13 protein-coding genes are annotated in these 13,111 nt (G+C 68.3%); 5 read left to right on the top strand and 8 right to left on the bottom strand.

Annotated features, from left to right (window positions below; all coding sequences use genetic code 11):
• Positions 1 to 56 precede the first annotated feature (56 nt).
• On the top strand, positions 57 to 1,685 hold the full coding sequence (locus C8K36_RS08730; RefSeq protein ID WP_107984069.1) for a fatty acyl-AMP ligase: 1,629 nt from the start codon (positions 57 to 59) through the stop codon (positions 1,683 to 1,685).
• A 50-nt stretch (positions 1,686 to 1,735) separates the two neighbouring features.
• Here C8K36_RS08730 and pth read toward each other — a convergent pair whose 3' ends face one another.
• The 5 genes from pth to C8K36_RS08705 all read right to left on the bottom strand — a co-directional run bounded on the left by pth (position 1,736) and on the right by C8K36_RS08705 (position 6,757).
• Positions 1,736 to 2,314, bottom strand: coding sequence for an aminoacyl-tRNA hydrolase (gene pth / locus C8K36_RS08725; RefSeq protein ID WP_107984068.1), 579 nt, complete (start codon positions 2,312 to 2,314; stop codon positions 1,736 to 1,738).
• 117 nt (positions 2,315 to 2,431) lie between these two features.
• Complete coding sequence (locus C8K36_RS08720) at positions 2,432 to 3,031, bottom strand: 50S ribosomal protein L25/general stress protein Ctc (RefSeq protein WP_107984067.1); 600 nt, start codon at positions 3,029 to 3,031, stop codon at positions 2,432 to 2,434.
• Between the two features lie 265 nt (positions 3,032 to 3,296).
• Positions 3,297 to 4,772: an FAD-dependent oxidoreductase gene (locus C8K36_RS08715; RefSeq protein ID WP_107984066.1), complete on the bottom strand. Its 1,476-nt coding sequence runs from the start codon at positions 4,770 to 4,772 to the stop codon at positions 3,297 to 3,299.
• A 179-nt stretch (positions 4,773 to 4,951) separates the two neighbouring features.
• Positions 4,952 to 5,464 (bottom strand): hypothetical protein, encoded by a 513-nt coding sequence (locus tag C8K36_RS24745; protein WP_181319476.1) that lies wholly within the window; start codon positions 5,462 to 5,464, stop codon positions 4,952 to 4,954.
• A gap of 120 nt (positions 5,465 to 5,584) precedes the next feature.
• Positions 5,585 to 6,757, bottom strand: a complete 1,173-nt coding sequence (locus tag C8K36_RS08705) for an aminotransferase class V-fold PLP-dependent enzyme (RefSeq protein ID WP_107984065.1) — start codon at positions 6,755 to 6,757, stop codon at positions 5,585 to 5,587.
• 87 nt (positions 6,758 to 6,844) lie between these two features.
• Here C8K36_RS08705 and egtA point away from each other — a divergent pair, with 87 nt between their 5' ends.
• From egtA to egtD, 4 genes are read left to right on the top strand one after another with little or no spacing between them, the layout of a single operon-like run.
• Positions 6,845 to 8,083 carry an ergothioneine biosynthesis glutamate--cysteine ligase EgtA gene (gene egtA, locus C8K36_RS08700; protein WP_107984064.1) on the top strand — a complete coding sequence of 413 codons (1,239 nt, stop codon included), beginning with the start codon at positions 6,845 to 6,847 and terminating at the stop codon, positions 8,081 to 8,083.
• Positions 8,080 to 9,372, top strand: coding sequence for an ergothioneine biosynthesis protein EgtB (gene egtB / locus C8K36_RS08695; RefSeq protein WP_258195333.1), 1,293 nt, complete (start codon positions 8,080 to 8,082; stop codon positions 9,370 to 9,372). The genes egtA and egtB overlap by 4 nt, the downstream gene beginning before the upstream one ends.
• Positions 9,372 to 10,100 (top strand): ergothioneine biosynthesis protein EgtC, encoded by a 729-nt coding sequence (gene egtC / locus C8K36_RS08690; protein WP_107984328.1) that lies wholly within the window; start codon positions 9,372 to 9,374, stop codon positions 10,098 to 10,100. Before egtB ends, egtC begins: the two co-directional genes overlap by 1 nt.
• Positions 10,101 to 10,136: 36 nt before the next feature.
• On the top strand, positions 10,137 to 11,108 hold the full coding sequence (gene egtD / locus C8K36_RS08685) for an L-histidine N(alpha)-methyltransferase (RefSeq protein WP_107984062.1): 972 nt from the start codon (positions 10,137 to 10,139) through the stop codon (positions 11,106 to 11,108).
• Here egtD and C8K36_RS08680 read toward each other — a convergent pair whose 3' ends face one another.
• From C8K36_RS08680 to C8K36_RS08670, 3 genes are all read right to left on the bottom strand, one after another.
• Positions 11,109 to 11,597, bottom strand: coding sequence for a GNAT family N-acetyltransferase (locus C8K36_RS08680; protein WP_107984061.1), 489 nt, complete (start codon positions 11,595 to 11,597; stop codon positions 11,109 to 11,111).
• A gap of 11 nt (positions 11,598 to 11,608) precedes the next feature.
• On the bottom strand, positions 11,609 to 12,286 hold the full coding sequence (locus C8K36_RS08675) for a hypothetical protein (RefSeq protein WP_258195332.1): 678 nt from the start codon (positions 12,284 to 12,286) through the stop codon (positions 11,609 to 11,611).
• 152 nt (positions 12,287 to 12,438) lie between these two features.
• Positions 12,439 to 13,074: a DUF2461 domain-containing protein gene (locus tag C8K36_RS08670; RefSeq protein ID WP_107984060.1), complete on the bottom strand. Its 636-nt coding sequence runs from the start codon at positions 13,072 to 13,074 to the stop codon at positions 12,439 to 12,441.
• Between the last annotated feature and the right edge of the window lie 37 nt (positions 13,075 to 13,111).

Genomic DNA, 13,111 nt, shown 5'->3' with positions numbered 1-13,111 from the left:
TCGGCTGCGCAGTCGTAGTGTCCGCACAGGATCGGCAGGAGCCTGCAGGAGCTTCCATGAGTATGTTCACCGACGAGATGTATGCCACGGCGGCGACCAGTTCGCAGGCCCTGATCACGGGTGAACCGGACACACCGCTCCGCCAATCCTGGGGCGACGTCCACGCGATCGCGCGTCGTATGGCCGGCACGCTCGCGGATGCCGGGATCGGTCCCGGCGACGCGATCGGTGTCCTCGCCGGGATGCCCGTCGACATCGCGCCCGCCTGTCAGGCGACGTGGATGCGGGGCGCGTCGGTCACGATGCTGCACCAGCCGACCCAGCGGACCGATCTGCAGGTGTGGGCGCAGGACACCGAGGCGATCATCCGCATGATCTCGGCGGACGCGGTCATCGTCGGCGCACCGTTCGAGGCGGCCGCCCCGCTCCTCGCGGAACGGGGCATCAAGGTCGTGACGATCGAGGCGATGCGCGCCGGTGAACCGATCGACCCCGTCGAGACCGCCGAATCCGATATTGCGCTGCAGCAGTTGACCTCCGGGTCCACCGGCTCACCCAAGGCCGTCCAGCTCACGCACGGCAACTTCTACGCCAATGCGTACGCGATGATCGACCGGGTCAAGGTCGATCCCGACGAAGACGTGATGATCAGTTGGCTGCCGCTGTTCCACGACATGGGCATGATCGGCTTCCTCACCGTTCCGATGCAGATCGGCGCCACCACCGTCCACATCACGCCGCTCGACTTCCTCCGCACGCCACTCCTGTGGGCCGAATTGATGGGCAAGTATCGCGGAACTGTTACTGCCGCACCGAACTTCGCGTACTCGCTGCTCGCGCGCAAGCTGGCGCAGGCCCCGGTGGGGGAGTACGACCTGTCGTCGATGCGGTGCCTGCTCAACGGCGCCGAACCGGTCGACCCCGACACGATGATCGCGCTCGCCGACGCCGGCGCCCGATTCGGACTCGACCCGTTGGCACTGGCTCCGACCTACGGCATGGCCGAGGTGACCCTCGCGGTGTCGGTGCCCGAACCCCGGCAGGGCCTCGTGCTCGATCACGTCGATCCGGATCTACTCGAGGCCGGCGGCCTTGCGGTCCGCTCCACCCGGAGCAATGCGCGCGCCATGGCGACGCTCGGACCGCTCGTCCCGGGCCTCGAGGGACGCGTCGTCGCCCGCGACGGGTTGGAGTTACCGCGCCGCGCGGTCGGGGTGATCGAGCTGCGCGGAAAATCCGTCACCCCCGGGTATCTCACCGTCGACGGCCCCGTCCCGACGCAGGACGCGGACGGCTGGATCAACACCGGCGACATCGGCTACTTCACCGAGGACGGTCTCGTCGTCGTGTGTGGGCGCGTCAAGGACGTCATCATCATGGGCGGCCGCAACATCTATCCCACCGACATCGAGCGTGCTGCCGGATCGGTCGCCGGTGTGCGGCCCGGCAATGCCGCCGCGATCCGTCTCGACGCCGGTGACAAGCGCGAGAGCTTCGCAGTTGCCGTGGAGACCAACGCCATCGACGACGCCGAAGAGGTCAAGCGGATCGAACGCGAGGTCGCACACGCCGTTGTCGCCGAGGTCGGGGTGCGGCCGCGCACCGTCGCTGTTCTGGGACCGGGTTCGCTGCCCAAGACGTCGTCGGGCAAGCTCCGGCGGTCGAGTTCGATCGGACTGCTGTGAACGCCGCGGAATCGCACGGGTTCTGTCGGCTGCAGCCGTCGCCCGGCCGATCAGTGCAGGCGGTTCTGCGCCGCCTCGAGTCCGAGCTGCAGCACGAGCTCGACGGCGTCGGCGGCCTCCTCGCACACGAGATCGAGTTCCTTGCGTTCGACGGACGAGAACGGCTTGAGCACGTAGTCGGCGGGATCCTGACGGCCCGGGGGGCGGCCGATGCCGACGCGGGTACGCAGGTAGTCCTTGGTGCCGAGCGACTGCGAGATCGAGCGCAGGCCGTTGTGACCGCCCTCGCCGCCGCCCTGCTTGAGACGGATGGTGCCGAAGTCCAGGTCGAGCTCGTCGTGGATGACGACGATGCTCTCCGGCTTCACCGAGAAGAAGCGGGCCAGCCCGGACACCGCACCACCCGACAGGTTCATGTAGGAGCGCGGCTTGGCGAGGATCACCTGGCGGCCCACGAGCCGGGTCTGGACGATCTCGGCGCCGCTGCGCTTGTGGGCGCTGAACTTTCCGCCCACGCGCCCGGCAAGCACGTCGGCCACCATGAAACCGATGTTGTGGCGAGTCTTCTCGTACTGCGGACCCGGGTTGCCCAGGCCGACCACCACTGCGGTGCCGGTCTCGTCACTCACTGCTCGGGTGTCCTTTCGAAACGGCTGTGCTCATACGGCTGTGCTCATACGAGAACGGCGCGCCGAACCCACAAGGGATCGGCGCGCCGCACGACGTTCAGTTCAGCGCGGAGCTGATCAGGCCTCGGCCCCGGCAGCTGCCTCGGTCTCCTCGCCGGCGGCCGGCTCGGCAGCCTGAGCGGCAACGACGTTCACGAGCAGCAGCTCGGCGTCGTCGGCCAGGGTGGCACCCTTGGGCAGCGCAACCGCGCCGGCCAGGAACTGGGTGCCGACCTCGGCGCCCTCGACCGAGACCTCGACGGACTCGGGGATGTCCAGTGCATCGACCTCGAGCTTGATCGTGTTGGTCTCTTCGGTGACCAGTGCGCCCGGAGCGGCGTTGCCGGTGACGACGATCCGAACCTCGACCGAAACCTTCTCGCCCTTCTTGACGATCAGAAGGTCGGCGTGCTCGATGTGGCGACGGATCGGGTGGACGACGATCGACTTGGTCAGCGCCAGCTGATCCTTGCCGTCGATGTCGAGGTTGATGACGACGTTGGTGCCGTGCGCACGCAGGATCGACGCGAAGTCGCGAGCCGGGAGGTTCAGGTGCTGCGGGTCGGTGCCGTGGCCGTACAGAACGGCGGGGACCTGGCCGTCGCGGCGAGCACGGCGGGCGGCGCCCTTGCCGAACTCGGAACGGGTGGAGGCTACGAGGCGATTGTCGTCAGACATGTGGAACGGCTCCTACAACTCACGTGAGATTTCGCTGGCGGTCGATCGTCCCGGGGGAGGGGGACGAACACGGACGGCCGCGCGGAGCAGAGTGCTCGAGCAGAACCGTGGCCGCGTCGATCACGGTGATTCAGCGCGTCAAACACATCGCGAATCGCCCTCGCCGAGACAACTCGAAGCAGTCTACCGGAACCTCGGCGTGCAACGTGAATCGGCCCGGCCGACGCGGAGGCGTCGACCGGGCCGATTCGAGTGAGCGTGAGCGTCAGGCCTTTGCCGCGGTGATGCCGGCGCGGCGGCCGAAGAAGCTGCCGTCGCCGAGTGAGGTGCCGGAGGCGTAGCCGCCGGCGCAGACACCGGAGGTGCAGCGTCCCGCGGCGAACAGGCCGGGGATGGGCTCGCCGGAGACGTGCAGTACCTCGGAGTCGGTGTTGGTGCGCAGGCCGCCGAGGGTGAAGCCGCCGGTCATGCCGCGCAGGTCGATCGCTGCGATGGGGGAGCCGATCGGCTTCACCCATTCGGCCTTCTTGCCGAACAGCGGATCCTCACCGTTCTCGGCGTGCTGGTTGTAGACGTCGACGGTGGCCTGCAGGGTGCCGGCGGGCAGGCCCATCTCGGCCTCGAGCTCCTCGACGGTCTCGGCGACCCACTTGGGCTGGTGGCGCAGCTGCGGGCTCGACGTCGGCTTCGTCATGCCCTCCTCGTAGGACTCTTCGTCGATGACGAGGAACGACTGGTTGTGGTTCTCGTACAGCGTGGCCTGGCCGACGCGGCCCGGGTAGGTGTCCTCGTTGATGTAGCGCTGGCCGCGGCCGTTGACGAGGATGCCGCGGATGAACAGCTGCGGATCGCAGAAGAACGCGACCTCGGCGGCGTCCATGTGGGCGAGGTCGGCGCCGAGTGCCTGGGCCATGCGGATGGCGCGGCCGTCGTGCTCCTCGATCGAGGCGGCCGGCCGGTTGACCATCTTCGGCGCGTACGACTCGAGCATCTGGTTGTTGTAGGCGAAGCTGCCGGTCGCGAGGACCACGCCCTTGCGGGCGCGGACGGCCACGTCCTTGCCGTACTGCTTGGCCTGGACGCCGACCACGCGGCCGTCGGCGTCGACGATCAGGGCCTGCACGCGCATGTCGTATGCCGAGCGGACACCAAGTTCGGCGGCCTTGTCGGTGAGCGGCTTCATCAGCATGAAGCCGCCGCCCTTCTCCGAGCTGACGTGCTTGTCCTGCATCTGCGGGACGTGGCCGCGCGGCGCGGGCGGGATGGTCGCGTTGAACGGCGCCGCGTTCTCGCCGCCGGTGTACTGCAGGCCGTCGTCGCCCGGCGGCTCCCAGCCGGGCTCGCCCCAGAAGCTCATCTTGAACGGGACACCGCACTCGTCGACCAGCCAGTGGTAGTGGTCGACGCTGCCCTCGCAGTAGATGTCGATCTTGGCCTCGTCGACGCCCGGCCCGAGCGCGGCCTTCATGAAGGCCTTCATGTTGTCGACGGTGTCCTCGAAGCCGCACGCCTTCTGCACCGGGGTGCCGCCGCCCATGTAGATGAAGCCGCCGGCCATGGCGGCGGCGCCGCCCCAGCCTCCGGTGCGCTCGAGCACCAGGACATCGGCACCGGCCTGGGCGGCGCCGACTGCGGCGGAGGCGCCGGCGACACCGAATCCGGCGACGACGACGTCGGCCTCGTAGGCCCATTCAGTGATCTGATCTGCGGGAATCGGTCGAATTGGGGTGGCGTCGGCCATAGGGTCGTCCTCTCACTGAAACACGAAATCAAAGGTGTGACACAGATCATTTACTCGGGTGAATGGTCTGGTGGCACACAGATCCCGCCCAGCGGGAAGCTCGTGTCGAAGAGGTCCGGTGCGTTTGACAGACGGGGCGGCGTACCCCCTTTCTGAGGGGGCACGCCGCGATCGACGAGTCAGTTCTGCGGTGTCTCTTCCTTCTCCGGGTCCTCGCCGGTTCCGCTGCCCTCGCCTCCAGGCGTCTTGTCGCCGCCCTCGGTCGTGCCGCCTTCGCCGGCCGGGGGCGTGCCGCCCTCCGGGGTCCCTTCTTCCTTCTTTTCGTCGGGCGCCTTCTCGGCAGGCTTCTCGGCGTTCGGGTCTTCCTGCTGCGGCGCGTTCTGTACGCCGTCCGCGCCGGGTGCGGGCGCGGGCGCGGGTGCCGGGCCTGGCGCGGGTGCAGGTGCGGGCGCTCCGCCACCGGAAGCCCCGCCGCCGTTCCCTCCGGTTCCGCCGGACTGGACGGCTGCGCCCCCGGCGGAATCCGCAGCGGGCGTGGCCGGCGGCGCGCTGGTGGTCGTCGGTGTGGTGGTCGTCGAACTGCTGGTCGTCGTCTCGGACGCCGGCGTGCCGTCCGCGTCGTTGCAGCCCGCCAGCAGAAGCCCGGTTGCCAGGATCCCCGCTCCCAGAACCGCAGCCTTGGTACGTCGCATAATTCAATTCCTCCCCAGTATTGGTAAATGCAAGTCAAATGATTACCAATGTCGATGAGGGGTGGAAGTAAGCATTGCGAAATAGTTGTCCGAATTGTTACTTGCGTGCCGATCGAGGGCTCACGCGAGAGCGGCGACGGTGGACAGGAAATGGTCGATGTCGCTGTCGGAGACGAAGTAGTGCGGGGAAGCGCGGACCACGGACCCGAGTCCGCGGGCGCTCATGTCCAGCAGGGTAGAGGACCGGCCGCTGACGGTGACCGTGATCCGATTGTCTGCCAGACGTTCTCGGACGCCGGACGGTTCGATGCCGTCCACGGTGAAGGTGACGATCCCGCACCGGTCGACTCCCTGGTCGTGAACGACGACGCCGGGAATCTCCGCGAGCCCGGCGCGCATCGAATCGGCCAGCTCCGCGACAGCGGTTGCCGCATAGTCGATTCCGATGCCGAGTAGGTACTCGACGGCCACGCCCAGCCCGAGTCTGGCGGCGACGTCGCACTCCCACAGTTCGAACCGGGTCGCGTCGGCGGCCGGGAGGTACTCTGTGGGTGACAACCACTGTGCCCCATGGAGATCCATCGCCATCGGCTTCAGGTCGCGGGCGAGGGCGTCCCGGAGGTAGAGAAAGCCCGTGCCGCGGGGGCCGCGCAGCCACTTGCGTCCGGTCGCCGACAGTGCGTCCACGCCCAGTTCTCCGACGTCGATCGGGATCTGACCGATCGACTGGCACGCGTCGAGCAGGACCATAGCCCCGTGGCGGTGTGCGAGGTCGACAACCTCGCGCACCGGATTGATCAGGCCGCCGTTGGTGGGGACGTGGACGAGTGACACCAGTCGGACACGCTCGTCGAGCATCCGTGAGAGGGCGTCGAGGTCGATCCGTCCGGTGGCGTCGCTGGGCACCGTCTCCACGATTGCGCCGGTCGCCTGGGCCCGATGCAGCGCGGTGATCGCGTTGCTCGCGTACTCCACCTGCGACAGCAGAATTCGGTCGCCGGGTTGCAGCGGAATCGAGGTGAAGAAGTCGCACCATGCGCGGGTGGCGCTGTCCATCAGCGCGATGTTCACCGGTTCGGTGCCGATCAGCCGGCCCAGGGATCGACGCACGGCGGCCAGGTCCTCGGCCCGTTCCGCCGCGGCGACATACCCGCCGACCTCGGCTTCGCGACGGAGGTGCCCGATCACCGTCGACAGCACCGGTTGCGGCGGCAATGAGGACCCGGCGCTGTCGAGAAATACCCTTTCCAGGCAACCAGGTGTGTCGCGTCGGAGACGGTCGAGGTCGAGCATCGGTTATTCCTCCCGATCGGTAGCCACGACTGGGAGCGACCTCTACTGTCGAGAAGGACGCTCGACCGCTCCCGAGGGGAGGATGGCATGGTTGTCGCAGTCGAGTCCACCGGTTTCACCTCGCGTCCCGCGGCCGAGTCGTACGTCGGTGGAGTCTGCTTCAAGCTGGGGCCACCGAGGCTCATCGGTGCCGAACTCGAATGGCTCACCGACTACGGCGGATCCTTCTCCGGCCGCCCCGACCTCGCCTCCATCGGCGCAGCTCTCGGGCCTCACGCCCCGCATTCTCTCGATCCCGATTCGCCCGCCCGCCCCCTCCCGGCCGGCAGCCTCGTCACCGTCGAACCTGGCGGTCAGATCGAGCTCTCCAGCTCTCCCCACGACAGTGCAGCCCTGCTGTGCGACGCCCTCGCCTCCGACGAGCGCACGCTCCGGGCACTCCTCGCGACCCGTTCGATCACCACGCACGCGCAGGCGGCCGACTCCCGCCGCACCGCCCGGCGGCTGCTGCAACTGCCGCGCTATCGGGCGATGGAGGAACACTTCGACCAGATCGGCCCGTTCGGCAGGCTGATGATGTGCAACACCGCCGCCGTCCAGGTGAGCGTCGACGCCGGCGCCGACGCCGCGGACGTCGCCCGGCGCTGGAACCTGCTGCACGCCGTCGGGCCCGCCATGATCGCGGCATTCGCGTGCTCGCCGCGGCTGCGCGGCATTCCGTCGGGAGACTGGGCGTCGCAACGGATGCGGACGTGGCTCGAACTCGATCGGTCCCGCACGGTCGGGCCGCCGGAATCGGCGACGGTCTCGGCCGACCCGGTCGGCGACTACGCGCGATGGGTGCTCGACGTCCCATTGCTGTGCGTGCAGCGGGACGGGCCGTCCTGGACGGCGCCGCCCGGGGCGACGTTCGCCGACTGGATCGACGGCGCGCTCGACGAGGACATCGGCCGACGTCCGACGCCTGCGGACCTGGACTACCACCTGACGACGGTCTTCCCCTCGGTGCGGGCGGTGGGGCACCTCGAGGTGCGGTACTTCGACACGCAGCCGGGCGACGGGTGGCGGCAGCCGGTCGCGGCTCTCGAGGCACTCCTGTCCTCGGGAAAGACGGTGGATACGGCGTCGGCGATTGCTGCGGGCACTCGAGGCCGGTGGTCGGATGCGGCCCGGAACGGGCTCGCCGACAGCGAGCTACGGTGCGCGGCAGTGGAGCTGCTGGAACTGGCCGCCGAGGTCGCACCGGATCGAGAGTTGGCGGCAGCGTTGGGCGGAGCATCGGTCCGGTGCCGCCGCGGCGGCAATCCGATCGGGGAGATGTCGTGAGCGGTCTGCGCGAGCAGTTGGAATCCGCGTTGCTGCGCGCGCGGCACCGCAGCCACGCCCTGACGGACTGTGTCGACGACTCGGATCTGGTCGCGCAGCATTCGCCGCTGATGAGCCCGTTGGTCTGGGATCTCGCGCACATCGGTAGCCAGGAAGAACTGTGGCTGATCCGCGATGTCGGTGGCCGCGAGCCTGTCCGTCGCGACATCGACGACCTGTACGACGCCTTCAAACACGCCCGGTCCACCCGTCCGACGCTGCCGCTCCTGGGGCCCGCGGAGGCCCGGCGATACGTCGGGCAGGTGCGCGACAAGATGTGGGATGTGCTGGATACGAGTCGATTCCGTGGGCGGCCCCTCGAACACGACGGGTTCGCGTTCGCGATGATCGCCCAGCACGAGCAGCAGCACGACGAGACGATGCTGGCCACTCACCAGCTACGCAAGGGGCAGTCGGTCCTCACCGCGCCGGACGTCCCGAGGCCCGCGGCCCCGGTGTCCGAGCGCGAGACCGTCATACCGGCAGGCGGATTCACGATGGGGACGTCGGATGATCCGTGGGCGCTCGACAACGAACGGCCCGCACATCGGGTTCACGTCGCGGAGTTCGCGATCGACACAGTCCCGGTGAGCAACGGGGACTACGCGGCGTTCATCGACGACGGCGGTTATCGGCGGCGCGAGCTGTGGAGTGATCGCGGCTGGGTGCACCGTCGCGAATCCGGGCTCGAGGCGCCCCAGTTCTGGACCGGGGACGGTGGCGGTCGGTGGTGGCGTCACCGGTTCGGGGTGCTCGAACCCGTTCCGCCGGACGAACCCGTGATGCACGTGTGCTGGTTCGAAGCCGACGCGTACGCGAGGTGGGCAGGCAAGAGGTTGCCCACCGAATCGGAGTGGGAGAAGGCGGCGCGCTGGCATCCCGCGAGCGGCCGATCCCGCCGATTCCCCTGGGGAGACGAGGAACCCGATCACACGAGGGCGAACCTGGGGCAGCGACATCTTGCGCCGGCCCCGGTGGGCTCGTACCCGGCCGGTCGATCCCCGCTCGGGGTCTACCAACTGATCGGGGACGTGTGGGAGTGGACGTCGTCGCGGTTCACCGGATACCCGGGGTTCGCGGCGTTCCCCTATCGCGAGTACTCGGAGGCATTTTTCGGCGGCGACTACAGAGTGCTGCGCGGCGGATCGTTCGGCACCGACCCGGTGGCCTGTCGTGGCACGTTCCGGAACTGGGACCACCCGATTCGTCGGCAGATCTTTGCGGGTTTCCGCTGTGCCCGGGACCTGTGATGTGCAGGCACCTGGGTTACATCGGCCCCGCACGGTCGGTGCGGGAGGTGATCACGGCGGGGGAGTTCTCGCTGCTCCGGCAGTCGTGGTCGCCGCGGGACATGCGTGGTGGCGGCACCGTCAACGCCGACGGTTACGGCGCCGCCTGGTGGGGTTCCACCCTCTCGCGCTATCGATGTGCGATGCCGATCTGGTCGGATCCTGCTCTGCCCGAGATGCTCTCGAAGATCCGCTCGCATTCGGTGATCGCGGCCGTCCGATCTGCGACCGTCGGGATGCCCGTCGAGCGCAGCGCGTGTGCGCCGTTCGTGTCGGGCCACTGGGCGTTCAGTCTCAACGGGCGGATCGAGAACTGGCCCGACTCGGTCACGGGTCTGGCAGCGGGCCTGCCGACGGTCGACCTGCTCGGTCTCGAGGCGCCCACCGACTCGGCGTTTCTGTGGTTGCTGGTTCGGCACGCACTCCGCGACAACGGTCCGGAGGTGGCCCTGATGCAGGTGACGGCCGCCGTCGCGGAGGCGGCCCCGGGGTCACGGTTGAACATGCTGCTCGGCGATGGCCACCAGTTGTGGGCGACCACGTGGGACCACTCGTTGTCGGCACTGGTGGACGACGACCGGGCCGTACTCAGTTCCGAACCGTTCGACCGGAACCACGACTGGAAGGAGATACCCGACGGGCACATCGTCACCGCCCGCCCGGGACATCTGATCACCACGCCGCTGTGAGCGTCACTCGAAACCGACCACGGAGATGGGAGAGGTATGAGAGCACCGACCCTGGAAGTCCACATCACCCCCGAACAGTTGAACGCAGCACTGCGGGCCGACGCCGAACGCGGACTCACCGCGACGCCCAAGTGGCTGCCACCGAAGTGGTTCTACGACGCGCGCGGCAGCGAACTGTTCGAGCGGATCACGCGGCTTCCGGAGTATTACCCGACGCGGACCGAACGTGCGCTGTTGGAAGAGCACGCCCGCGAGATCGCCGCCGTCGCGATGCCTCAGATTCTCGTCGAACTCGGGTCCGGTTCGTCGGAGAAGTCACGCCTGCTGCTGCACGAACTCGGCGCGCGGGGGACGTTGGAGAAGTATGTGCCGCAGGATGTGTCGGAGAGCGCGCTCCGGGACGCGGCGCGGCGGATCGCGTCGGAGTTCCCCGAGATCGACGTGCACGGGGTGGTCGGGGATTTCACCGAGTCGCTGCAGCACCTGCCCGGCGGCGGCAGTCGGATGATCGCGTTCCTGGGCGGCACGCTCGGCAACCTGGCTCCCGGCGAACGACGGGCCTTCCTCACGGAGATCGCGAACGTTCTCGAGCCCGGCGAACACCTGCTGCTGGGCGTCGCGCTGGTGACCGACCCGCGGGTGCTCGTTCCCGCGTACGCGGATGCCGCGGGCGTCACCGCCCAGTTCGACCTCAACGTGCTGTCGGTGTTGAACAAACAATTGGGGGCCGATTTCGACCTCGACGGCTTCCGTCACGTCGCCGTGTGGGATCCCGTCGACGAGTGGATCGAGATGCGTCTCGAGGCCACGGCGGACATGACCGTACGGGTGGCCGATCTCGGGCTGACGGTGACGTTCGAGGCCGGCGAACAGATGCGAACCGAGATCTCGGCCAAGTTCAGGTTGAGCGGTATCAGCGGGGAACTGGTCGCCGCGGGCTTCGAGGGCATCCAGACGTGGACCGACGATGATCAGCGGTTCGCACTCGTGTGCGCGAGGCGCAGCTGACTAGAGGTTCAGTTGCAGGTACGTCATGTCGAGCCAGCGGTCGAACTTTCGGCCCACCTCGGGCATCTGCGCGACGATCCGGAAACCGAACCGTTGGTGCAGGGCGATCGATGTCGTGTTGGTCGATTCGACGCTCGCGACGATCACATGGATTCCGCCGGCGCGGGCCCGCTCGATCAACGCCGTCATGAGCGCCGTCGCGATGCCTCGGCGGTGGAAGTCGTTGTGGACGTAGACGGAGTTCTCGACGGTGTGCCGGTAGCCGCTCTTGGCCCGCCACACCCCGTACGACGCGTATCCCGCGACCTCGCCGTCGATGTCGGCGACGAGTACCGGGAACCCGTCGGCTCGACGGCTGTCGAGCCAACGGCGACGCTCGTCGAGATCGGCGAGCGTTTCGTCCCAGATCGCCGTCGAGTTGGCGATCGCGTCGTTGTGGATCTCGAGAATCCCGGGCAGGTCGCTCTCGACGGCGTCGCGGATCAACACGATGAGTCTCGCTACTCCCCGGCGCTGCGGCGGGCCTTCTCCAGCGCGGCGAGCGTGCGCAGGATGGTCGCCTTCTGTCCGTTGAGGTCGTTGAGGCGGGCGCGGGCCGCGAGACCCTGAGCGGCCTCGGCCAGCGTGATCTGCGAATCGACCTTGGTGAGCTGGTCGAGCAGCCCGGTGACGCGCCCCTCGAGCGCAGCGACGTCGAGCTTCTTCGCGGGGGCAACCGCAGCGGTGGGCGCCGGCGCGGTCGACGACGTGGTGCGCGGACGGGCGGTGGACGCCTTGCGGGCCGGGGCGGACTCCTCCTCGAACGCCTTCACGATGCGAGCAGCCTTGGGGCGCATCGACTTGCGGACGAGGGCCGGGTCCGGAGGCTCGGGCAGGCGGATCCCGTTGAGAGCCGCGCGGGCGTCACGGGCGCCCACGCGCCACTCGCGCTCTTCGTCGTCGTCGGACTGCAGCGTGCCGCCGATCGGGCGCAGGCCGTACATGCCCATGAACTTGCGGGCCTCGTCGATCACGGTCTCGTGTTCGCGGCAGACGCCGCATCGGGGTTCGTTGCGGAACTCCTCGATCGAGTCGTTGCTGCCGCACCACACGCACGACCCGGGAGTCCAGCGGCGAACCGCCTGCGGATTCGGAACAACAGGGGCGGCGGGGTTAACCAGGGTCTGCGCGTCGATCACGACGAGCCAGAGTAGGGCACCCGTTCGCGCTCGGCTACACCGAGGTCCAGTTTTCCCGCTGCGCGTGACCAAACTCATGTTCAGGCTGCGCAATCGAGGGCAAAGTCTTGTGCCACACGCGTTCTCCGCTCCGGTGTGCGACGCCCGACACGTCAGTCGTGAGCGCCGAACACGTCCGTGAACCATGCGACGAGCGGTCGCATCGAACGCCACGCGGAGCGGATCTCGTCGACCGACTCCGGGGTGCCGAGCCAGTCCGGGCAGCCGTAGCTCAGGCCTGCGGTGAGGGAGCGGTGCCGCATCAGTTCGATTCGCGGGTGCTCCGCGGAGACCCCGCGCGGGCGCGTGGCCAACCGGTCGCCACCGATCTCGAATCCGGCCTTCTCTGCCTTCCTCACGACCCGCTCGAGTGCGCGTCCCCGACGGTCGTCGTCGACCGCCTCGCGATAGCGCGCCAGTTGCTCGGGGGTGTGCGAGTAGTACCCGCCGGCGACGAAGAGCCCAGACGCGTCGATCTGGACGTAGAAGCCGACGCCGGGACACGACTCGACGAACCCGCCCTGATGGGTCTTGTACGGGGACTTGTCTTTCGCGAATCGGACGTCGCGATAGGGCCGAAAGACCTTGCCCGGCCCGAATTCGGGTTCGAGTGCAGACAGCAGGTCGACCATGGGGACGCGGACGTCCGTGTCGTAGACGGACTTGTGCGACGTCCACCAGGCCTTGCTGTTGTCGGCCTCGAGGTCCTCGTAGAAGTCCAGTGCGGTCGTCGGGAATCCGGAGAACACACTGAGAAAGACTACGCCCGTGCCCGGTCCGCGAGGA

The organism is Rhodococcus sp. OK519 (assembly GCF_003051005.1).
In the GTDB taxonomy this organism is placed as follows: domain Bacteria; phylum Actinomycetota; class Actinomycetes; order Mycobacteriales; family Mycobacteriaceae; genus Prescottella.
Note: the sequence above shows the minus strand (reverse complement) of the source record. Positions and strands in the feature narration are given on the sequence as shown.